17 protein-coding genes are annotated in these 20456 nt (G+C 68.6%); 4 read left to right on the top strand and 13 right to left on the bottom strand.

Annotated features, from left to right (window positions below):
* Nucleotides 1–44 precede the first annotated feature (44 nt).
* The 6 genes from C1932_RS00355 to C1932_RS00330 all read right to left on the bottom strand — a co-directional run bounded on the left by C1932_RS00355 (nucleotide 45) and on the right by C1932_RS00330 (nucleotide 6272).
* The gene (locus C1932_RS00355; RefSeq protein WP_108760830.1) at nucleotides 45–2510 is read right to left on the bottom strand and encodes a serine/threonine-protein kinase; all 2466 of its coding nucleotides are present in this window, start codon (nucleotides 2508–2510) and stop codon (nucleotides 45–47) included.
* Between the two features lie 22 nt (nucleotides 2511–2532).
* Nucleotides 2533–3099, bottom strand: a complete 567-nt coding sequence (locus C1932_RS00350; RefSeq protein WP_108747965.1) for an ECF-type sigma factor — start codon at nucleotides 3097–3099, stop codon at nucleotides 2533–2535.
* A 67-nt stretch (nucleotides 3100–3166) separates the two neighbouring features.
* The gene (gene mutM / locus C1932_RS00345) at nucleotides 3167–3979 is read right to left on the bottom strand and encodes a bifunctional DNA-formamidopyrimidine glycosylase/DNA-(apurinic or apyrimidinic site) lyase (protein ID WP_108760829.1); all 813 of its coding nucleotides are present in this window, start codon (nucleotides 3977–3979) and stop codon (nucleotides 3167–3169) included.
* A 66-nt stretch (nucleotides 3980–4045) separates the two neighbouring features.
* Nucleotides 4046–4696 (bottom strand): hypothetical protein, encoded by a 651-nt coding sequence (locus C1932_RS00340; protein ID WP_234412230.1) that lies wholly within the window; start codon nucleotides 4694–4696, stop codon nucleotides 4046–4048.
* 44 nt (nucleotides 4697–4740) lie between these two features.
* On the bottom strand, nucleotides 4741–5073 hold the full coding sequence (locus tag C1932_RS00335; RefSeq protein WP_108760828.1) for an EF-hand domain-containing protein: 333 nt from the start codon (nucleotides 5071–5073) through the stop codon (nucleotides 4741–4743).
* Nucleotides 5070–6272, bottom strand: coding sequence for a fatty acid desaturase (locus C1932_RS00330; RefSeq protein WP_108760827.1), 1203 nt, complete (start codon nucleotides 6270–6272; stop codon nucleotides 5070–5072). Before C1932_RS00330 ends, C1932_RS00335 begins: the two co-directional genes overlap by 4 nt.
* Before the next feature lie 215 nt (nucleotides 6273–6487).
* On the opposite strand from C1932_RS00330, the gene C1932_RS00325 reads away from it, so the two are divergent.
* Complete coding sequence (locus C1932_RS00325) at nucleotides 6488–7246, top strand: ATP-binding cassette domain-containing protein (protein ID WP_234412403.1); 759 nt, start codon at nucleotides 6488–6490, stop codon at nucleotides 7244–7246.
* Nucleotides 7247–7495: 249 nt separating this feature from the next.
* Here the strand turns inward: C1932_RS00325 and C1932_RS00320 are convergent, their stop codons facing one another.
* Together C1932_RS00320 and C1932_RS00315 are read right to left on the bottom strand one after the other, a co-directional pair.
* The gene (locus C1932_RS00320; protein WP_108760826.1) at nucleotides 7496–8698 is read right to left on the bottom strand and encodes a DUF4785 domain-containing protein; all 1203 of its coding nucleotides are present in this window, start codon (nucleotides 8696–8698) and stop codon (nucleotides 7496–7498) included.
* An 11-nt stretch (nucleotides 8699–8709) separates the two neighbouring features.
* Complete coding sequence (locus C1932_RS00315) at nucleotides 8710–9588, bottom strand: hypothetical protein (RefSeq protein WP_108760825.1); 879 nt, start codon at nucleotides 9586–9588, stop codon at nucleotides 8710–8712.
* A gap of 209 nt (nucleotides 9589–9797) precedes the next feature.
* On the opposite strand from C1932_RS00315, the gene C1932_RS00310 reads away from it, so the two are divergent.
* On the top strand, nucleotides 9798–10637 hold the full coding sequence (locus tag C1932_RS00310) for a phosphatase PAP2 family protein (RefSeq protein WP_108760824.1): 840 nt from the start codon (nucleotides 9798–9800) through the stop codon (nucleotides 10635–10637).
* A 124-nt stretch (nucleotides 10638–10761) separates the two neighbouring features.
* Here C1932_RS00310 and C1932_RS00305 read toward each other — a convergent pair whose 3' ends face one another.
* Nucleotides 10762–13029, bottom strand: a complete 2268-nt coding sequence (locus C1932_RS00305) for a TonB-dependent receptor (RefSeq protein ID WP_108760823.1) — start codon at nucleotides 13027–13029, stop codon at nucleotides 10762–10764.
* Nucleotides 13030–13188: 159 nt separating this feature from the next.
* Here C1932_RS00305 and C1932_RS00300 point away from each other — a divergent pair, with 159 nt between their 5' ends.
* Together C1932_RS00300 and C1932_RS00295 are read left to right on the top strand one after the other, a co-directional pair.
* Nucleotides 13189–14235 carry a TIGR00266 family protein gene (locus tag C1932_RS00300; RefSeq protein ID WP_108760822.1) on the top strand — a complete coding sequence of 349 codons (1047 nt, stop codon included), beginning with the start codon at nucleotides 13189–13191 and terminating at the stop codon, nucleotides 14233–14235.
* 163 nt (nucleotides 14236–14398) lie between these two features.
* Nucleotides 14399–15391, top strand: coding sequence for a patatin-like phospholipase family protein (locus C1932_RS00295; RefSeq protein ID WP_108754679.1), 993 nt, complete (start codon nucleotides 14399–14401; stop codon nucleotides 15389–15391).
* A gap of 67 nt (nucleotides 15392–15458) precedes the next feature.
* Here the strand turns inward: C1932_RS00295 and C1932_RS00290 are convergent, their stop codons facing one another.
* The 4 genes from C1932_RS00290 to C1932_RS00275 all read right to left on the bottom strand — a co-directional run bounded on the left by C1932_RS00290 (nucleotide 15459) and on the right by C1932_RS00275 (nucleotide 20380).
* Entirely contained in the window at nucleotides 15459–16745 is a 1287-nt protein-coding gene (locus C1932_RS00290) for an XVIPCD domain-containing protein (RefSeq protein ID WP_108760821.1), read from the bottom strand.
* Nucleotides 16746–16798: 53 nt separating this feature from the next.
* On the bottom strand, nucleotides 16799–17674 hold the full coding sequence (locus tag C1932_RS00285; protein ID WP_108760820.1) for a hypothetical protein: 876 nt from the start codon (nucleotides 17672–17674) through the stop codon (nucleotides 16799–16801).
* 127 nt (nucleotides 17675–17801) lie between these two features.
* Complete coding sequence (locus C1932_RS00280; RefSeq protein ID WP_108760819.1) at nucleotides 17802–19811, bottom strand: hypothetical protein; 2010 nt, start codon at nucleotides 19809–19811, stop codon at nucleotides 17802–17804.
* Nucleotides 19812–19897: 86 nt separating this feature from the next.
* Complete coding sequence (locus C1932_RS00275; RefSeq protein WP_108747953.1) at nucleotides 19898–20380, bottom strand: Lrp/AsnC family transcriptional regulator; 483 nt, start codon at nucleotides 20378–20380, stop codon at nucleotides 19898–19900.
* Nucleotides 20381–20456 lie beyond the last annotated feature (76 nt).

The following is a 20456-nucleotide window of genomic DNA, read 5'->3' as shown; positions in this document are numbered from 1 at the left end:
GCGCGGGAGCAAGGGAAAGGTCGGCCATCATAGGCAGACAAACGTTAACGGGCAGCGGAGGTGGCCGGCTGCGGTTCAGTCTGCGCCAGCGCGGCGATGCGAGCCTCCAGCCCGCGCAGGCCCGGCGCCTGCGGGCCGCGCTGGGCCAGCAGCAGCTGCCGCGCTTCAGCCAACACCTCGCGTGCCTGCGCGGGCTGGCCGGCCTGCTGCAGCGCCTGTCCCTGCGCCAGCAGCGCCTGTGGCAGCAGCGCGGTGTGGTCGGGCTGCCGCCACAGCGTGGCCGCGCGCGCGTAGTGGCCCGCCGCGGTAGCCGCATCGCCACTGGCGCTGGCCCACTGGCCCAGGGCGAATTCACCGTGGCCGATCTCGCGATGGCTCGGCCCCAGCGCGGTCATCAGCTGCGCCTGCACGGTCCGCAGCTCCTCGCCGGCCAGCGCCAGTTCGCCCCGCTGCAGCGCCAGCAGCGCGCGCGCCCGGCGCACCACCAGGGCCTCCGGGTGGCGCGGGCCCCAAGCCTCCTGGGCGGCGCTCCAGGCCAGTTCAAGTTCGCTGGCGGCGGCAGCCGTCTGTCCCTGCCGCGCCAGCACATCCCCCAGCTGGCGGTGCAGGGTGATCACCTGTGGGCTGCTGGCATCGCTGGGCTGCTGCAGCAGCGCCAACGCCTGCCGGTAGCCGGCCAGCGCCGCCGGCAGGTCCCCTGCGGCGGCGTCCAGACCGGCCAGGTCGGCCAGCGATTCGGCTCGCCCGAAGCGCTCGCCAATGCCCTGGTGGCGCAGTGCCAGGGCCTGCGTGAAGGATCGCCGTGCCGCCTCGGCATCGCCCAGTTCGGCCTGGCAGCGGCCCAGCTGGCTGTGGAATTCAGCCACCGACGCCGGCAGGGCGCTGGCTTCGGTGGCGGCCAGGGACTGCAGCGGCTGCAGATGGGCCAGGCATTCGCGGTCGCGGCCCAGCATGCGCAGCGCGCGCCCGCGCTGGGTCACCGCCTCCAGCTGCAGCGCGGGCGGCACATCGTCCACCCGCTGCAGCAGTTGGCGCTGCCGGTCCAGCGTCTGCAGGGCCAACTGGTAGTCGCCCATACCGATCCGCAGTCGCCCGATCACGCCCTCCAGCTCGGCCAGTGCCAGCGGCTGGTCGGCCAGCTCGGCTTCGCCACGCTGCTGCCCGGCAGCCAGCAGCTGCGGCACGTCGAAATGCCCGTGGCGCTGGCTGGCCGCCTTGTCGAACAGGCCCACGGTGAAATCCTGCATGGCCTGCGCGCGGGCCATTTCCAGCCGCGCCTGCCGCGCCTGCCACAACGCCATGGACGTGGTGCCCAGCAAGCCCAGCACGGCTACCGACGCCAGCGCCACGCCCCACCGGTGCCGGCCCACGTACTTGCGCACGCGGTAGCCCACGCCGGGCGGACGTGCCTGGATCGGCTGCCCCTGCAGGAAGCGCCGCAGGTCACCGGCCATCGCCTCGGCCGAGGCATAGCGCTGGTCGGGGTCTTTCTGCAGGGCTTTTTCCAGCACGACATCCACATCGCCACGCAGGCGCCGGGCCTGCCGCTGCAGCGCGCGACGCGGCGCGCCGGGCTGGTCGGCCAGCCGCTGCAGCAGCACCGACGCGCGTGGCGCCTGCACGTCCAGGATCGAACGTTCCCATTCAGCATCACTGTGGCGGCGCAGCCGGTAGGGCTTGTGCCCGGTCACCACTTCGAACAGCACCACGCCCAGCGAATAGACGTCGGTGAGCGTAGTGACCAGTTCTCCGCGCACCTGCTCCGGGGCCGCGTAGTGCAGGGTGAACGCACGGATCTCGGTGGCCGGGTGCGGGCTGCTGGTGTCGTCGTGGTCCAGCAGCTTGGCAATGCCAAAGTCCAGCAGCTTCACCGTGCCATCGTCGCGCACCAGGATGTTGGACGGCTTCAGGTCGCGGTGCACCACCAGGTTGGCGTGGGCATGGCTGACCACCGCGCAGACCTGCAGCATCAACTGCAGGCGGGCTTCCAGCGGCGGCTGCACCCTGCGGCAGTAATCGCTGATCGGCTCGCCTTCCACGTAGTCCAGCGCCAGGTACGGCTGGCCGTGCAGATCCACGCCGGCATCCAGCAGCTGCGCCAGGTGCGGGTGCTGCAACCGGGCCAGGATCTGCCGCTCGCGGCCGAAGCGCTGGCGCAGGCCGGGATCGGCCACGCCGCTTCGCAGCAGCTTCAGCGCCACCTGGCGCTGGTACAGGCCATCGCAGCGCTCGGCCAGCCAGACCTCGCCCATGCCACCTTCGCCCAGCGGGCGCAGCAGCCGGTACGGTCCCACTTCGCTGCCGGCGCGGCCCGGTGGCGGCGCCGTCCACAGCGGCTGGGCCATGAAATCCTGGCTGTCCGGTTCCTGCTGCAGCAGCCGCTGCAGTTCGTGGCCCAGCGCCGGATCATGCTCGGTCAGGCGCTGCAGGCGCCGCTGCCGCGCCTCCGGGTCCAGCTCCAGCAACTGGTCCAGCCAGGATGAAAGTTCCTGCCAGCGTGCGCTGTCCATCGGTCGGGCCGTGTCGTTGTGCTCAGTCTTCGCGCATGGCGGCCAGCAGGAACAGGCGCGCCTTCTGCCAGTCGCGGCGGATGCTGCGTTCGGAACGTTGGCTCAGTTCGGCAATCTCCTGTTCGGACAGGCCGGCGAAGTAACGCAGTTCCACCACCCGGCCCAGGTGCGCATCCACCGCCTGCAGGCGTTCCAGGGCTACGTCCAGGGCCAGCAGGTCTTCGTCCAGGCGCACGCCACTGCTGCTGTTCTCGGGAATCTCGGCCACCCGTTTCAGGTCGCCGCCGCGCTTGCGCGCCAGGCGGTTGCGCGCGTAGTCCACCACCACGCTGCGCATGGCCGATGCCGCGTAGGCGAAGAAGTGCGCGCGATCTTCGAAGCGGGCGGCGCCGCGGCTGCCCAGCAGTTTCAGGTACGACTCGTGCACCAGCGACGTGGCATCCAGGGTGCGCCCCTGCTGGCCGGCCAACTGGCGCCGGGCCATGGTGTGCAGTTCCTGGTAGAGCGTGGTCAGCACGCGGTCCAGCGCGGTGCGATCACCGCCACGCGCAGCGTCCAGCCATACGGTGATGTCCGGTCCCTCATCCATCGCCAACGTTCCCCCGCCGGATGTTGGCTGGACTATAGCGCTGCCGGTGTGCAGCGCATGAAGACGTTCAGCGCTGGCAGCGGCTGCACCAGACGCTGGCGCGCTGGCCGATCATGGCATGCTTCAGCGGGCGCCCGCACTGCGGGCACGGCAGGCCATCGCGGCCGTACACCAGCAGTTCCTGCTCGAAGTAACCGGGAGCGCCGTCGGGGCTGATGAAATCGCGCAGGGTGGTGCCGCCGCGGGTGATCGCATAGCCCAGCGTGTCCTTCACTTCGCGCGCCAGCCGCTGGTAGCGCGCGCGGGAGACCTTGCCGGCCTCGCGCAATGGGCTGATGCCGGCCTTGAACAGGCTTTCGGCGGCGTAGATGTTGCCCACCCCCACTACAACGGCCTGGTCCATCAGGAAGGTCTTCACCGGCGCGCTGCGGCCGCGGCTGCGCTCGAACAGGTAGTCGCCGTCGAAGATCTCGTCCAGGGGCTCCGGGCCCAGCCCCTGCAGCAGCGGATGCACTTCACCGGCCGGCTGCCACAGCAGGCTGCCGAAGCGGCGCGGGTCGTTGAAGCGCAGCAGGCGGCCATTGTCCAGGCTGATATCGACGTGGTCGTGCATGCGCAGCGGCGTGTCGCCGGGCAACACGCGCAGGCTGCCGGACATGCCCAGGTGCAGCACGGCGCTGCCCACGGCGGTATCCAGCAACAGGTACTTGGCGCGGCGGCGTACGCTGTCGATGCGCTGCCCCGGCAACTGCTCTGCCACGTCCGGCGGGATGGGCCAGCGCAGGTCGGCGCGGCGCAGGATCACCCCGTGTACGCGGCGGCCTTCCAGATGCGGCGCCAGGCCACGGCGGGTGGTTTCGACTTCGGGCAGTTCAGGCATGGGCTGATTCTACGCCGGGCCATGCGAAGCCGTAGGGCATGGCCCGGCGCTGCCGGACAAGGCGCCCTACGCGTCCGCGGCGGGCGCTTCGACCAGGAAGGCACCTTCCACCAATGCACCCCGCCCACCCAGCCGCCAGAACGCCAGATAGGGCCCGAAGTCGACCGAGGCCGGGGCCAGCGGCTGGGCGATGTACCAGCCCAGGTAGAGATCGGAGGCAAGGTGGTACAGCGCCTCGTCAAGTGCGTTCATCTGCGGGCTGTCGAGCGTGCGCGCCCGGCGCACTTCATCGCAGATGACATCGTGCAGGTAAGCCGCTGGGCCCGAGCCGCTCCAGGCCGACTGCAGACGCTCGGCGGGGGCTTCGACCACCGGCACAGCGCGCAGCGTGGCCTGCAGCGCGGGCTCGCCGGCAGCACCGGCCACCCTGGCCAGCTCATCCAGCCACGCGCGCGCGGCGCGGGCCAGCGCCTGCGTATCGCCCACGTGGGCCGGCTGCAGGTACAGGTGGTCGCCCCAGTGACCGGCACCGAGCACGTCCAGCGCGCGCGCGCGCAGTTCATCGGCATGCGGAAAGGTGGCGAACACCGCGTCCAGCGTGTCCGGCCCGGTCACGCCCTGCAGCAGGCCGGAGAAATACCAGTCCTCCTGGTCGCTGCGTCCGGCACAGAATGCCGTCCACTCCTGCATCAGTTCATCGTCGATGCGGTCATCCATGGTGAGGTTTTCCCTTGCAGCGGTGCGGCCGTCATGATCGCCGATCAGCGTGGCGGTGCGGACAGTTCACGCGCGTCCAGGTAACCATCGCGGCTGGCGTCCTGTTTGTGGAAGCGCTGGATGAGCGTCTGCCGCTGCTGCTCGCGGGTGATCGGTCGGCCCTTGCCGCCCGGCAGCTCGTCGGCCGTCAGTACGCCATCGCCGTTGCGGTCCATGCGGTCGAAGGCGTACAGCATCCATTGCACATACTCCGCTTCGCTCACGCGGCCGTCGCCATCGCTGTCCATGCGCTGCAGGTAGGTGGCGGTGTCGCTCACCTGGGCCTGCGCGCACAGCGGCACCAGCACGGCCAACAATGCTCCTGCAATGCGCTTCATGCGCCCACCAGGGTGTAGCCCTTCAGGCGCGCGGCGTAGGCCTGCAGTGTGGCGATGCCGCTTTCTTCGGCTTCGCGGCACCAGGCCTGCAGCTGGCGCAGGCGCTCGGCCGCGTCGTGGCCGCGGGCTTCCAGCAGCGTGGCCAGGCGCGCGCGGAACTCGACCAGCACACCGATGCGCGGACGCTGCGCGACCCAGGCGCGCAACTGCGCGCGACTGTCCGGGTGCAGCCAGCGGCCGTCGTTCACCAGACCGCGGCGCAGCCGGCGCGGCAGCAGACGGCGCAGCTTCGCCCCGGCGTGGGCGGCCTCTTCGCGCAGTGCCGGCACGAATACGTTGCGCTGGTAGTCGGTCATGGCCTGGAAACGGTGCGACAGCAATGCCCTCAGGGTGTCCGCATCGGGCACGGCAATGTTCGGGCGCACATCCATGGCCGGCGCCACGCGCAGCACCGTGGCCAGGCGCAATGCCTGCAGCAGGCGGATCGCGCTCCAGCCGATATCGAATTCCCAGCGCCGCATCGCAAAGCGCGCCGAACTGGGGAAGGCATGGTGGTTGTTGTGCAGTTCTTCACCGCCGATCCAGAACGCCCACGGCGTCAGGTTGGTGGAGGTATCGGCCGATTCATAGTTGCGGTAGCCCCACCAGTGGCCCAGGCCGTTGACCACGCCGGCCGCCCAGAACGGAATCCAGGTCATCTGGATGGCCCACAGCGCCACGCCCGGCAGGCCGAACAAGGCCGCGTTGATGGCCAGCAGCAGCACCGGGCCCAGGGTGGCGCGCGGCGTATACAGGTGGCGCTCGATGGCGTCGTCCGGAGTGCCACGGCCGTACTGTTCGATGTCCGCGCGCTGGCCGCGGGCCTGCCGGTACAGTTCCACGCCGTGCCAGAACACCTGGCCGATGCCACGGGTGACCGGGCTGTGCGGGTCGTCTTCGGTTTCCACCTTGGCGTGGTGCTTGCGGTGGATGGCCACCCATTCGCGGGTGATCATCGAGGTGGTCAGCCACAGCCAGAAACGGAACAGGTGGGCCAGCACCGGGTGGAAATCCACGCCGCGGTGGGCCTGGCTGCGGTGCAGGTACAGGGTGACCGAGAAGATGGTCAGCTGGGTGAAGACCAGCAGCACCAGCAGCAGCTCCCACCACGCCGGGCCAAGCAGGCCGTGGGCCAGCAGGGAGATCAGGGCATCGGGCATGGCGGCTCTCCAGATCGACGCGGGGATGGCAGACATGATGGGCGCTTGCGTTGCAAACTGCACCCTGCGACGGTGATCGGCACCGTCATTCCGTGGCACCGTTCACACGTTGGGGAACCCCGTTGTCGAGTCCTGAACCACGCACCCACGCCCCGTCGCCGGCCGGCGCCGGCGACGCCCTGCCGCCCCTGATCGAACTGGACCACGCGAGCGTGATGCGTGGCCAGGTGAAGGTGCTGCACGCGCTCAGCCTGCGCATCGCCCAGGGCCAGCACACCGCGCTGCTGGGCCCCAATGGCTGTGGCAAATCCACCTTCATCAAGCTGATTACCCGCGAGCTGTACCCGCTGGCCCAGGCCGATGGCCGAGTGGCGGTGAAAGTGCTGGGGCAGAACCGCTGGCAGGTGGACCGGTTGCGCTCGCAGCTGGGCATCGTCACCGGCGATCTGAGCAGCAACCTGTCCGACATGCCCGGGCTGACCGTGGAACAGGCAGTGCTGTCGGGCTTCTTCGCCAGCTATGTGGTGCCGGCGTTCCGTGAAGTGACCGCCGACATGCGCGAGCGGGTGGGCCAGACCCTGGCCATGACCGGTGCGCTGGGCCTGCGCGAACGCGCGTATGCCGAGCTGTCGGCCGGCGAGACCCGCCGCGTGCTGATCGCCCGTGCGCTGGTGAACCGGCCGCAGGCGCTGCTGCTGGATGAACCGTCCACCGGACTGGACCTGGTGGCGCGGCAGCAGTTGATCGCCACCATGCGCGCCCTGGCCCAACAGGGCATCACCCTGGTGTTGGTGACTCACCACATCGAAGAGGTGATTCCCGAGATCGAGCGGGTGGTGCTGCTGCGCGATGGCCGCGTGCTGGCCGATGGCCCGCGCGATGCACTGCTGCGTGATGAGCCGCTGTCGGCGGTGTTCGGCGGTGCGATCCACGTGGTGGAACACGAAGGCCGATTGAGCGCGTACGCGGGGTGAACCACCGGGTCGAAGCGCACGTGAGACGGATGACGGTAGAGTCGACTGTCAGTCGACTGCTCTTCGTGCGGCCCCCGAAAATCCCGCGCTGCGCGCGTTAGTCGACTGACAGTCGACTCTACCCCCGAGATCGATCCCCATCGCGCGGTTCCCCCGCGATAGATCCCCATCGCGGTGTTGCCCCATCGCGATGTTGCCTCGCCCTTACGCGGTTGCAGCGGGCCGGGTTTACCGGCCCGCTGCTGTTGCTCAGAACCGCAGCGCCTGCGCGCGCGATTCGATCGGTGCCATCCGGCTCTGGTCCTGCAGCTGCAGCTCACGCAGTTCATACGGCGCACCGAAGCCGGCAGGCAGCGGTGCCTGGTCGAACGGCAGCACCAGTGCGCCCTGCCCGGCGCCGTCGAACCACGCTGCGGCATGCGCCTGCGCCACCGGCTTCAACTGGCCGTCGGCGCCGGTGGCGTACAGCGTGCCGCGCGCCTCGTAACGACCGGCGGCCGCCACCTGCAGCGGCAGGCTGACCCGGCGGCTGGCGGTATCCGGGCTGGCCTGGCCGCTGAACCGCGCGGTGGGCTGGGCCACGGCAAAGGCCACCTTGCCATCGCGCAGTACGCCGTCTGCCTGGGCGAACACCTGCAGTTCCCACAACCCCTGCACGGTGCTGGCCTGGGCCGGAATGCGCACCTGCGCACGCAGGCTGCCGTCGGTGGTACGCAGCAGCCGCTGCGGCCAGCTGCGGCCATCGGGCGCCACCAGCAATGCCTCGCCGCCCAGGCTGCCGCGCCGTGCCGCCAGCTGGTTGGCGTTGGCACCGTCTTCCAGCAAGCGCGCCTGCAGCTGCAGGCTGCCACCGGCCAGCACCTGTGCCTGGCTGGCCTGTACTTCCAGGCGCACCGGGCTGTTGGGTTCAAGCACCTGCACCACGTAGCGCCCCTGCGCCTGCGCGCTCTGCAGGCGGTAGGCGCCCACCGCGCTGCTGGCACCGGTGCGCAGCATGCTGCTGCCATCGCTCACCCCCATGCCGGCGTCCTGCAGCTGGCGCGCATCGACACTGCGGGCCACGCTGGTACGGCCAGCGGCATCACGCACCTGCAGTGCGTCGGCGGGCAGTGCGCGTGCGCCGGCACCGGGACTGACCTGGATCACCGCGTCCGGGGCGGTGAGCGGCAGCTCCAGGCCGCGCTGCAGCTCGGCCGCGTCGACCTGTTGCCAGTAGCTGCGGCTGACGGCGGCATACGCGCCCGGCGCCTGCAGGGGCTGCGCCGGGTCCAGCGCCCAGGCGAAGGCCAGCGGCACGCGCTCGCTGTCTTCGCCGGGCAGAGGCGCGGCCACCAGCGCGGCGGGCACCTGGTCAGTGGCCAAGGCAGCACGCAGCGGTTGTGCGGCCAGGGCGGGCCCGGCGGCAAGTGCGGTCAGCACGGCAGCGGCCAGGAAGGTGGAATGGATCTTCATGGTCGTCTCCCTCACTGGGTCAGGTCGTTGCGCAGGATGGTGCCCAGGCCGAAGCATTCGCGCCGGCTCTGGTTGTGGCTCAACGGCTCGGCCCCCTGGGTGCGCGCCTTGTCGGTGAACAGCAGGCTGCCGGCCGCCTTCTGGCTGCTGCATTCCAGGAAACCATCGGAGCAGGACGACAACCAGTTCTGGGTGAATTCCAGGCCGACATTGGCCGCGTAGCCGCCGCAGTAGCTGTTGCTGTCCCAGACTGCCGATTCGACATCGCTGCCGACCACCGCGCGGAACGGCTTGGGCAGCGCCGGGCGGCCGGCAGTGCCATACAGGTTCTGCGCGTTGTAGGTGGCCATGTGGCCGACCTGCTGCATGCGCACGGCATCGTTCTTGTAGCCCAGCAGCCAGCCCAGCGATGTTTCGAACGTATTGCCGTTGAGCACCGCATCGGCCAGCGGCGTGCCGGCTGACGACGGGGCCAGTGCGGTGACCTTGCGGGTACGGCTGATGATCTTCGGGTAGCGGCTGTCGTAGGTGGGGTTGGACAGGATCCAGCGCATCACGTTGCCGCCGTTGGAATGGGTGATGACCACCAGCTGGGTGATGCCGCGGCTGTCGATGAAGCCGGTGAGCTGGCTGGCCAGGCAGCCGGCCGCTTCGGGCTTCCACATGTACTGGGTGAAATCGCAGTTGATGACCACGTAGTTGCCGCTGTTCGGCAGCCCCTGGCGCACGGTGTCGATGATCGCCGGCTGCCAGTAATCCTGGGTGGCGTTGGTCTGCGCGCCGGTGCCATGCACGAAGGCTACGCCGTAGACGTCGGCGGCCTGTGCCGGTGCGGCGGCCAGGCCCACCAGCAGGGCCAGGACGGTACTTCCTGTTGCGGTGCTGCGCATCGCATCTCTCCCTTGTCAGCAGATCCCCCCGGCCCGGCTGTGGGCAGATGCTGGTGCTGAAGGCGTGTGAAAGTCCGTGCGCTGTGACCGGAATCAGGACATTGGCGACAGGACGACCGTGCCGGGTCTGGCCGTATGACCGATGGGCGCTGCGGCACCCGGCGGCGGCTGCGATCATGGCGCCTGTGTTCACAGTCCCGAGTCTGCCCATGTCCCTGATCGCCCGCCCTGCCCGCCCGTTGCTGGGTCTTGCCTTCGCCATGACCCTGGCCAGCTGCGCCGCCACCACCAGCAAGCCCACCGCTGTGGAGGCCAACGTGACCACCCGGGCAGTGGGCTACCTGGATTCGACGGCGGTACCGGCCAGCCTGCTGCTGGTGCCTGCCCCGCCTGCGGCCGGTTCGGCCGGCTTCGCGCTGGACGAACAGGTCAGCCGTGAAGCCCGCGCCCTGCGCGGTACGCCGCGCTTCGCCCAGGCCACGCGTGACGCCGAGCTCGGCTTCCCGGAAGGCGCCAACCAGTTCTCGTGCGCGATCGACGTGGACGTGGATGCAGTGAAGACGCCTGCGCTGTATCGCCTGCTGGAGCGCAGCCGGATCGATGCCAGTGCGGCCACCAAGGCGGCCAAGAACCACTACCAACGCCCGCGCCCGTTCATGGTCAATGGCGAACCCACCTGCACGCCCGACGATGAAGCCGGGCTGCGCAAGAACGGTTCATACCCCTCCGGCCACACCTCGATCGGCTGGGCCTGGGCACTGATCCTTTCCGAGATCGCCCCGGACCGCGCCGATGCCATCCAGGCACGCGGCCGCAACTACGGGGAAAGCCGCCTGGTGTGCAACGTGCATTGGCAGAGCGACATCCTGGAAGGCCGCTTCATGGGTGCCGCCGCCGTTGCGCGCCTGCACGACAATGCGGCGTTCCAGCAGGATCTGCTGGCGGCACGCAGGGAAATTGCTGCTGCGCGTAAGGCGGGGCAGCGCTCGGCCCGCGACTGTGCGGCAGAAGAAGCGGTGTTGAAGGTGCGCCCGCAGAGCGCGCTGTAAGGCACGTCTCCGTAGAGCCGAGCCATGCTCGGCTCACGGCAGTCGAGCATGGCTCGACTCTACAGAAAGCAGAAGGGCCGGCATTTCGCCGGCCCTTCTTCATTGCATCACGCGGTCAACCGCCTCAGAACTTCGCGGTGAATTCCACGCCGAACGTGCGCGGCTCGTTGAGGAAGCCGGTGAGGTTGTTGAAGTCGATCGCACCGACCACGCGGGTCTGGTTGGTCAGGTTGCGGCCGAACACAGCCACGTCGTACTGGCCGTAATCCCAGTTGTAGCCCACGCGCAGGCCACCTTCCAGCGAACTGCGGCTGCGGAACTCCGGCGACTCGTACAGGAAGAAGTTCACCGGGCTCTTGTACGCCCAGTCGGTGTAGACGTAGATCTCGCTGGCGTCGTTCACCGGGAAGCCGGCACGCAGGGTCAGGTTGTGGATCCACTTCGGCGCCTGCGGCAGCGGGTTGCCGTTCACCAGCGCGTAGGTGCCGCCGTTGATGACGGTGGTCGGGTCGGTGATGGTGCAGCCGCCGCCGCAGATCGCCACCGCCAGATCGCGGTCCTTGATCTCGGTGTCGTTGTAGCTGCTGCCCAGGGTCATCAGCACGTGGTCGGTCAGGTAGGCCTCGAAGTCCAGCTCGAAGCCCTGGCCGATGGTCTTGTCGGCGTTGAGCAGGGTGGCGGTGTTGTTGCTGCCACCCACCGCGATCAACTGCTGGCCGTCCACGTTGTAGCGGAACACGTTGAAGCCCAGGCGTGCGCGGCGATCGAACAGGTCGGCCTTGATGCCGGCCTCATACGAGATCACCTTTTCCGAATCGGCCTGGGTGACGCCACCGAAGGCCAGGCGGCCCTGGATGGACGGTGCGCGGAAGCCCTTGGCCACGCGCGCATAGGCGTTGATGTTGTCGGTGATCTGGTAGACGCCGCTCAGGTCCCAGCTGACATCGTCCACATCGCTGTTGGCCAGGTACGGGCCGCTGACCGGCGTACCACCGGACACAGCCTGCAGCACGCTGGCGGTGAAGTCCTTCTTGTCCTGGGTGTAACGCACGCCGGCACGCAGCTTGAAGCGGTCGGTCACGTCCAGGTCGCCCGAAGCGAACGCGGCCCAGGCTTTGTTGCGCTGGCTCTGCACGGCATGGCCGGTCTGCGGATTTCCCGGGGTCAGCGAGTCGTAGTTGAAGCTGTCGATGGTGACGTCTTCATCGAAGTAGAACACGCCGGCCTGCCAGTCGAAGCGGCCCCACTCGTTGGATTCGACGCGGAATTCCTGCGTCCACTGGCGGTGGTGCGGCAGGCCGTCGGCCGATTCGGACGGGAACGGAATGAAGCCCGGGCCGTAGTTGCCGGTACCCAGGAACGATGCGCCGTAGCCGCCGTCCACGTCGCCATGGTTCAGCGATTCGGCAGTTTCATAGCCGGTGATCGAGTGCAGGGTGACCCGGCCCAGATCCCACTTGATGCGCGCGCTGCCGCCCCAGGTTTCCAGGTTGGAGAAGTTCAGGCCGTCGGTGGACACCTTGTCGCGGTCGAAGTTCTCGACCAGTGCGTTGCTGCCAGGCTGGATGATGTTGGCGCGGAACAGGCGTGCGGTGCCGTTGAGCTTGCGCTTGTGCAGGTTGAACAGCGCTTCCACGTCGTCGCCTTCGTACAGGAACTGCACGCGGCCAGCGGCTTCGTCATAGCCTTCGAAGCCCGAGCTGGGCGCACTGGCGATGGTGTTGTCGACGTAGTTGTCGCGGCGCTGGTACAGCGCGGACACGCGGGCCGACCAGCGGCTGGTCAGCGGACCGCCGTAGGCGCCCTGCACGTTCCAGGTGTCATAGCTGCCGTAGGACACCTTCACGTAGCCGTCGGCGTCCTGCGAGGGGCGTGCCGAATCGAACTTCACCACGCCGGCCGGGGTGTTGCGGCCAAACAGGGTGCCCTGCGGGCCGCGCAGCACTTCCACGCCGGCCAGGTCGAACAACGGGAAGCCCTTCAGCAGCGGGCTTTCCTGCACCACGTCGTCGTACACCAGCGACACCGGCTGCGAGGCATTGAGGTCGAAATCGGTGTTGCCCAGGCCGCGGATGTAGAAGCGCGGGAAGGCACGGCCGTAGGACGACTCGATGTTCAGGCTGGGCACGCGTGCGGACAGGAAGCGGATGTCATCGCCGGCCGAGCCGAGCACATCCAGCTTTTCGCCCTGGATGGCGGTGATCGCCACCGGCACGTCCTTGGCATTTTCCACGCGCCGCTGCGCGGTCACCTGCAGGGCGTCGAGGGCAACCGGGTCCTTGGCGGCAGGGGTTTCCTGGGCGGCTGCTACCAGCGGCAACAGGGCGGAAAGAGCGGCAACGAGGGGGCGCGCGACCGGAAGGCGGCCACGGGAAGTGCGGGTCGGAGACATGGCGGTAGGCTGTGTTTGGAGGGGTGGTAAAACGGCGCTACCAGATAATTGTTGCAATACAGCACCCGCGCCGCAAATGCCGATCGTTCATGGCCCTGCCATTTGCCCCGGTGTGATGCGGCTAGACTCGTGGTTTGTTCCCGCAACGGAGCTGCAGCAATGACCCAGTGGTACTTCCATGCCGCCGGCCAGGCCGATCGTGTCGGCCCGCTTGATGACGAGGCCGCGCGCGCCCATGCGCAGGCGTATCCACACGCGCTGGCCTGGTGCCAGGGCATGTCCGGGTGGACACCGGTGTCCGACGTTGCCGCGCTGCGCCAGACGGCCGTGCCCACCCCGCCACCGGATGCATCGCCGCCGCCGGCGGCGCATCGCAGCGTGGAATCGCCGGTCAGCAACAGCGGCGGTCATGGCGACCCGATCGATTTCCGCATCGTGGGCCACGAGATGCAGTTCGTGGAAATCGGCCTGGACCCCGGCGAGAGCGCGATTGCCGAAGCCGGCGCGCTGATGTTCAAGGACGCCTCGGTGCAGATGGACACCGTGTTCGGCGACGGTTCGCAGGCCAGCAGCGGCTTCATGGGCAAGGTGATGGCCGCCGGCCGCCGGGTGGTCACCGGCGAAAGCCTGTTTGCCACGGTCTATACCCAGACCGGCAACGGCCGCGGCACCGTGGCCTTCGCCGCGCCCTACCCCGGCACGGTGCTGCCGATGAAGCTGGACCAGCACGGCGGCCGCCTGATCTGCCAGAAGGACAGCTTTTTGGCCGGCGCCCGCGGGGTACAGATCGGCGTGCAGTTCCAGCGCCGGATCATGACCGGCCTGTTCGGCGGCGAGGGCTTCATCATGCAGAAGCTGGAAGGCGACGGCTGGGTGTTCATCCATGCCGGTGGCTGCGTGGTCGAGCGTGAGCTGGCTGCCGGCGAGCGCTTGGACGTGGATACTGGCTGCGTGGTGGCCTACCACCCCACGGTGGACATGGACGTGCGCCGGGTGAGCGGTATCAAGAGCATGCTGTTCGGTGGCGAGGGCGTGTTCCTGGCCACCCTCACCGGGCCGGGCAAGGTCTGGCTGCAGTCGCTGCCGTTCTCGCGCCTGGCCGGGCGCATGTGGATGGCCGCGCCGCAGGGCGGTGGCAAGAACCGCGGCGAAGGCTCGGTGCTGGGTGGGCTGGGCCGCATGCTGGACGGCGACAACCGCTTCTGACCTTCCACGGTAGCGCCGGGCCACGCCCGGCGAGCGCAGCGGCGACGGCAACGGCACCGCCAGCTGAACCATCGGCCGGGCATCGCCCGGCGCTACCCACGTAAATTGCAGCTTCGGTATGCTGGCGCCCTTTCCTGAACCCGCGCCCCGTGCGCCGCTGCCGATGACCGTGTTCCGCCCCCGCGTGCTGCTCTCCGTCGCCCTGCTCGGCCTGCTGGCCGGTTGCGGTGGCGAAGAGGTGCGGCCCACCCCGCCCCCGCCGCCGACCGTGGTGCCGCAGGCCAAGCCGGTGAAGATCGGCATCGCCCTGGGCGGCGGCGCGGCCAAGGGCTTTGCCCATATCGGCGTGATCAAGATGCTGGAAGCCAACGGCTTCGAGCCGGTAGTGGTGTCCGGCACCAGCGCCGGCAGCGTGGTCGGTGCGTTGTATGCCAGTGGCATGGACGCCTTCCAGATGCAGAGCAAGGCGGTGGCGCTGGACGAAGCCAGCATCCGCGACGTGCGCCTGTTCTCCGGCGGTCTGGTGCAGGGCCAGAAGCTGCAGGACTACGTCAACGAACAGGTGGCCAACCGCCCCGCCGAGAAGTTGAAGAAGCCCTTCGCTGCCGTCGCCACCCAGCTGGAAACCGGCGAGCGTTCGATCTTCGTGCGCGGCAATGTCGGCCAGGCGGTGCGTGCCTCCAGCAGCATTCCCGGTGTGTTCGAGCCGGTGAAGATCGGCGGCCGCAACTACATCGACGGCGGCGTGGTCAGCCCGGTGCCGGTGGACGCCGCGCGCCAGCTCGGCGCCGAGTTCGTGATCGCCGTGGATATTTCCAGCAAGGCCAGCGGCAAGGCGCCGACCGGCATGCTGGGCATCGTCAACCAGTCGATCGCGATCATGGGCCAGCGCCTGGGCGAACAGGAACTGGCCCGCGCCGACATCGTGATCCGGCCGAAGGTGCTGGATATCGGCGCGGCCGATTTCAGCCAGCGCGGCACCGCCATCCTGGAAGGTGAGAAGGCGGCCATGGCGGCCATGCCGCAGATCCGCGCCAAGCTGCAGCAGATGCAGAAGGCACGCGGCGCGGCGCTGGCACCGACCCCGGTCGTGGCACCCAAGTGCGAAGAACCGTCGCGCCTGGGCAAGCTGATGGGCCGCAAGGAAAAGTGCTGAGCTGATGCGAGCGGTAGGCGTGGCCCGCAGGCCCCGCCTACCGCCTACGAAGATGCGCCGGGGCCGGTCAGGCCATGACCGGCGCGCTGCGGGCCTGCTGCAGCTGCTGATCCTGCTCACGCTGCAGCGCCTGTTCCTGCGCCTGGCGCTGATCGTTCACCGCCAGCTGCTGGAAGGACTGCTCCACCGAAGTCGCCAGCGCCTGTGCGACCGGCATCTGCGCGCGCAGATGCGCCGGGTCGGCCGGGTCGCCCTGCACCACGAACAGGTTCGGCCCTTCCTGCCCGGCGGCCGCCCCGCGCCCCATCAGCACGTGGTCCACCCGCTGCAGGTCGGCACCGGCCGCCAGCGTGGTGAGGTTGGCGCTGACGCATTCGCTCTGCGCATCCCACGGCTTGCCCAGCCCCGCCTCGAGATCGCGCAGGCCCGCCGCGCACTGCTGGTAGAGCGCGTGGCGTGCATGCCCGGGCTCGCGCGGATCGATGCCGGCACTCTGCCGTTCCGGCTGCATCTGCAGCGGGGTGGCATCACTCAGCACGAACGGGCTGGCCATGATCGGCCGGTCCTTGTTCTCATCGTCCGCATGGAACTGCCCGCGCAGCGTCTCGCGCAACTGGCGCACATCGCGTGCATCGTCCAGATACCGCAGCGTGGCCGGATCGGTCTCGCGCACGCTGCCCACCGGCACCGAACCGATGGGCAGCGGCAGCACCGGGGCATTCACCGGCACCGAGACTTCGCGGCGCCACTGTCCCTTGGCATCGTCGTGCACATACGTCGCACCGTGGTAGGCAATCCTATCCGGGTCAAGATTGGACACCGGCTGCAGGCCATGCGGTCCACGTGCCTCGGCCATGTTCTTCAGATAGCCGGCCGGATCGTCGATCAGGTTCCGGTACTTGCCGAGCACCAGGTTCGTTGTCTCGGCCGCGCGATCCAGGCCGCGGTTGTTGTTGTCCAGCAGCATGGTCCAGACGGCTTCGGCTTCTGGATCGCCGCCATGCACGCGGGCGGCCATCAGTAGCGTGTAGGGCGTCCAGGCAGAGGGATCGATACCGCGTGCCTTGAAAGCTTCATCGTGCGCTTTCTGGACATCCTTCACTGGAAGATTCAGCGCCATCTCCGGTCTTCCCGCATCGAACTGCGCTGCGCGCAGAGCGAAATCGCGCCGGATCAGATCGACGCCGAATTCCTGCCACTGACCTTCGTTGAAATGCACCCCATCGGCGCGCGCTTGCCGGTCGGCAAAGCTGTTCGCCGTGGCACCGGGGTTGTTGTCGTTGCGCACGACACCGAGTGCCAGCAGGCCGTAGCCATCATTGCCCTGCTTCTGCGCGAGGTAATTGAAATACAACTCGCGGTTGCCCGCCTCTGCGTAAGCCTCGAGAATATCGAGGTCCTGTCTGCTCAGTCCGTCCTTTCCAGTATTCGCTTGCGCTCCTTCGTGATGTTGTCAATCAGCAACGCGCGCGCGCGCGTTGCGATCTGCTTCCATTGCGGCAGCCCCTCGCGGGGATACGTGATGTCAACGATGGTGTTCAGTTCTTCGATGACGAACGTCTGCTGGCATTCGGCGAATCCAATAACGCGCTTCTTCACCATCTTTCCATCACGGTACTCCACGCCCGACTCGGTGATCTCGCGCGGCGTACAGCGAACCAGCTGGTCGACGCGCCCCACGTCGTCGCGCGATACGTACCAGTCGTAGTGATAGTCCGGTTTCATGACCGGTGCTGTTTCGGGCAATCCCCTCGCGCGGTGGTAAGCACGCACGTTGTCCATGTCTACGTAGTAGGGAACCAAGCCATGGACCGCGTCACCCTGGACGCGCCCTTCCAGTGATGCCGCCGGATCATCGCTCCGGCCTGGCTGGGGGGTGTATCTGCGCTGCATCACGTCCCAGAGGTCGGCCCGGCCGATGTACATGTAACTGAGACTTACCGTGCGGATGGATACATCGACCGTGAGGTTCATCCGCTCGCCGGGCTTGAAGGGCTGCAGCGACGGGTACTCCAGCGCCAGCGAGAAGCTGCCATCGTGCTCGGTGCCCATCTGGTTGCTGAAGTAGTTCTGCGGCAGCTCCAGCAGGTACGGGCCCACGCAGGCCTGCTTGATGGGAGCAGGATCGGCGTAAGCGTTCTGCGGACCCAGGCTGCGCTTGCGCGTGCAGCCTTCCTCGTTGGTCTGCGTCGGCGACATATTGCGCGGCGTTTCAGCCTGCGCGCACGCCCCCAGCACGAGCGTGATCAACAGGCCAGCCACGGGCGACTTCAGCAGATGCATGGCAATCCTTGCGGTAAGACACGGCCCAGCATACGTCGCGCCATGAAGGTGCGGCGTGGTCATCGCCCGGTTGTGCGGCCCCGGTCACAGCGCGAACCACCGTCCGGGTGGCCCATCCGCGCAGGAATCAGCGCATGGGCCGATAGCCGCTGGCGTGCTGCCGCTCGCGCTTGCGCGCCTGCCGCGCCTGTTCCTGCAGAGCGGCCGTGTGCTGCAGGTGTTCCATGCCATCGGCAGGCACATGCAGCTGGCGCCGCGCACGGGTCATGGCCAGATAGGCCGCGCGCACCGGGTTGTGCCAGATACGACTACCCTGCCCTGCACTGAAGCAGCTGGGCGACAGTGCAACCACGTCGAACTGCAGGTTCTTCGCATGTTCGGCCAGGCACAGCACCACGCCGCCATCGCTGGCCGCTTCCTGCGCATCCAGCACCTGCAGCAGCGCCTGCACCTGTTCGTTGGACGCCAGCAGTTCCACCAGTGCGCCCTGCCCGTCGTCGGCCAGGGCCGCCAGCACGCGCTGCCACTCCTGGCTGGACCCGCTGTCGCCACGCCGACGCCAGGCGTCCAGCGGGCGCTGCAGTTGGCTGCGCAGCGCGCGCAGTGACGCCGGGTGCAGGTAGGGGCTGAGGCCACGCAGCTGCAGCTGGGCCGCATCCTGGGCCAGAGGGGCCGCGCTGCCGTGGATGCGCAGGCCGGCGATCGGCACCTGCGTCCAGTCGCGGTACTGCAGCACGCCGGTGGCGCGGTCGGTGGCGCCAACGAAGGGCCCGCTGTCCTGACCCAGCCGGTCCAGCGCCAGAGTCTGGTTCACCAGGTCGTCCACCTGATTGCCCTGCCGCACCGACTGGTGCATTTCCAGCACCTTCGATGCAGCCAAGCGCGGCACGGTGCCGGTCAGGCACTGGTGCGGGTCGCCCAGGCTGACCACGCCCGGCGCGTGGGTGGACAGCAGCTGCTTCCACGACGGGCTGAGATCGTGTGCCTCGTCGATCAGCAGCATGCCCAGCTCCAACGGTGGACGCACCCCGCGCAGGGCCAGCCACTTGCCGATGTGCAGCGGGCTCAGGCTCAACAGCGTGCCACGCTGCAACTCGGCGTCGAACATGCAGCGCCAGACATGCTCGGCCGCCTGCCGATAAGGCCCCACGTCGAGCATGGCCGCCGGCACCGAGCGGTCGAAATGCTGGAAGGCCATGCGCGGCGCCGCCGAGGCACACCAGCGGTTGATCGCCTCGAAGGCCGTCATCAGCACCTGTTCCGGCGTACGCGCGCCGATGCCCTGCAGGCCGATGCGCCCGGCAATCTCGCGCGGGGTGCGCGTACTGCGCCGGTAGCTGGCCACGAAGCCGTTGCTCAGGCCACTGCGCGCGGCGTGCTGGGCCAGGCGGTTGGCGAATTCGATCTGGGTCAGCAGGCGCGCTGCAGTACTGCCCGGCACGCGGCTGCGGAATGCTTCCACCTGCGCGCGTGACGGCGCCACGTAGGTATAGCGGCCGGGGCGCGCATCCATCAGCGCCAGCACCAAGTGGCCCTTGCCGGTGCCCGCATAGCCGTCCAGATCGATCAGTTCATCGGGATTGGCCGCGATGGCACGCAGCACGCGCGCCTGCTCGCTGGTGTACAGGCCGTGATGTTCAACTGCGCGCGCGTCTTCGGCGTCGGCCTCGTCCTGTGCAGCATCGTCATCATCGACATCGCTGGCGAAGGTGGCAGGAAAGCGGATGGCATGCTCGGCCAGCGTCTGCTGGCAGGCCTGGTGCAGGGCCAGGCCGGGATAGGCGCGTGGCGACTGCACGATGAAGTCCTGCAGGATCTCCGCCGGGGCCAGCAATACACCGTGCGCGGCCAGTGCGGACAGCCAGGCATCCAGTTCCGGTTGCGCGCCGCCGCCCTGCCCCGCCAGCTGCGCGGCGGCGGCGGCACCGTCGGCGGCGAACAGCGCGCAGGCATCGTGCAGCAGCCGCTCGATCTCCGCCGGTGCGTGCAGGCGTGCGCGGCACAGCTGCGCGGCCATCAGCCCGGCCTGTTCCAGCGCGGTCTGCGGCGGCGTGCCGTGGGCGATGAAGCGCGCCAGCGATTTGCGCTGCAGCGGCAGGAAGGTGGTGGCAAGCACCGGGGGCTGGATATCGGACATGCCTGTTACCGGAAAGGAACGCTGCGGCGGGCGCAGGGCGGTGATGCTCGGCTACCCGCCCGGCGCCGTCAAATCGCAGCGGCCGTTCATTCCAGCTGCGACAGCGGCAGTGCCTGGAACCCCTTGACCGTACGCAGCACGAAGCTGGAATTGGCATCGGCCACGCCGCCGGCGTTCAGCAGCTTGTCCAGCAGGAAGCGCGAGAAATGTTCCAGGTCGCGCACGTAGACGTGCAGCAGGTAGTCCATGTCACCGGTCAGGGCATGGCAGGCCACCACTTCATCCCAGCCCTGCACGCTGTCCACGAAATGGCCGATGGCGGCCTGGTCGTGCTTTTCCAGCTGCACCCGCACGAAGGCCTGCAGGCCCAGGCGCAGCTGGCGTGGCTCCAGCCGTGCGCCATAGCCCACGATCACGCCCTCGCTTTCCAGCCGCTGCAGGCGGCGCAGGCAGGCAGACGGGGACAGGTTCACCCGCGCCGCCAGCTCGGCGTTGGTGGCGCGACCATCACGCTGGATCTCGGCCAACAGGCGTATATCCGTGCGATCGAACTGGACTTCTCCGGCCATTGCTGCCCCGCAACACGGTGAGTACGCAAGGATATTGCGCCATAAGGCCTATTCGGCGCAACTTTTGCAACCCTGT

It is taken from the genome of Stenotrophomonas sp. YAU14D1_LEIMI4_1 (assembly GCF_003086815.1).
Taxonomy (GTDB): domain Bacteria; phylum Pseudomonadota; class Gammaproteobacteria; order Xanthomonadales; family Xanthomonadaceae; genus Stenotrophomonas.
This window is presented reverse-complemented; position numbering and strand designations above follow the sequence as displayed.

Bases quoted from the DNA above. Each gene is read 5' to 3' on its own strand.
- C1932_RS00320 (WP_108760826.1), bottom strand. From the start codon at position 8,698: ATGAAGATCCATTCCACCTTCCTGGCCGCTGCCGTGCTGACCGCACTT.
- C1932_RS00350 (WP_108747965.1), bottom strand. From the start codon at position 3,099: ATGGATGAGGGACCGGACATCACCGTATGGCTGGACGCTGCGCGTGGC.
- C1932_RS00330 (WP_108760827.1), bottom strand. From the start codon at position 6,272: ATGCCCGATGCCCTGATCTCCCTGCTGGCCCACGGCCTGCTTGGCCCG.
- C1932_RS00355 (WP_108760830.1), bottom strand. From the start codon at position 2,510: ATGGACAGCGCACGCTGGCAGGAACTTTCATCCTGGCTGGACCAGTTG.
- C1932_RS00340 (WP_234412230.1), bottom strand. From the start codon at position 4,696: ATGGATGACCGCATCGACGATGAACTGATGCAGGAGTGGACGGCATTC.
- C1932_RS00280 (WP_108760819.1), bottom strand. From the start codon at position 19,811: ATGTCCGATATCCAGCCCCCGGTGCTTGCCACCACCTTCCTGCCGCTG.
- C1932_RS00310 (WP_108760824.1), top strand. From the start codon at position 9,798: ATGTCCCTGATCGCCCGCCCTGCCCGCCCGTTGCTGGGTCTTGCCTTC.
- C1932_RS00335 (WP_108760828.1), bottom strand. From the start codon at position 5,073: ATGAAGCGCATTGCAGGAGCATTGTTGGCCGTGCTGGTGCCGCTGTGC.
- mutM (WP_108760829.1), bottom strand. From the start codon at position 3,979: ATGCCTGAACTGCCCGAAGTCGAAACCACCCGCCGTGGCCTGGCGCCG.
- C1932_RS00275 (WP_108747953.1), bottom strand. From the start codon at position 20,380: ATGGCCGGAGAAGTCCAGTTCGATCGCACGGATATACGCCTGTTGGCC.
- C1932_RS00285 (WP_108760820.1), bottom strand. From the start codon at position 17,674: ATGCATCTGCTGAAGTCGCCCGTGGCTGGCCTGTTGATCACGCTCGTG.
- C1932_RS00300 (WP_108760822.1), top strand. From the start codon at position 13,189: ATGACCCAGTGGTACTTCCATGCCGCCGGCCAGGCCGATCGTGTCGGC.
- C1932_RS00315 (WP_108760825.1), bottom strand. From the start codon at position 9,588: ATGCGCAGCACCGCAACAGGAAGTACCGTCCTGGCCCTGCTGGTGGGC.
- C1932_RS00295 (WP_108754679.1), top strand. From the start codon at position 14,399: ATGACCGTGTTCCGCCCCCGCGTGCTGCTCTCCGTCGCCCTGCTCGGC.
- C1932_RS00305 (WP_108760823.1), bottom strand. From the start codon at position 13,029: ATGTCTCCGACCCGCACTTCCCGTGGCCGCCTTCCGGTCGCGCGCCCC.
- C1932_RS00325 (WP_234412403.1), top strand. From the start codon at position 6,488: ATGCGTGGCCAGGTGAAGGTGCTGCACGCGCTCAGCCTGCGCATCGCC.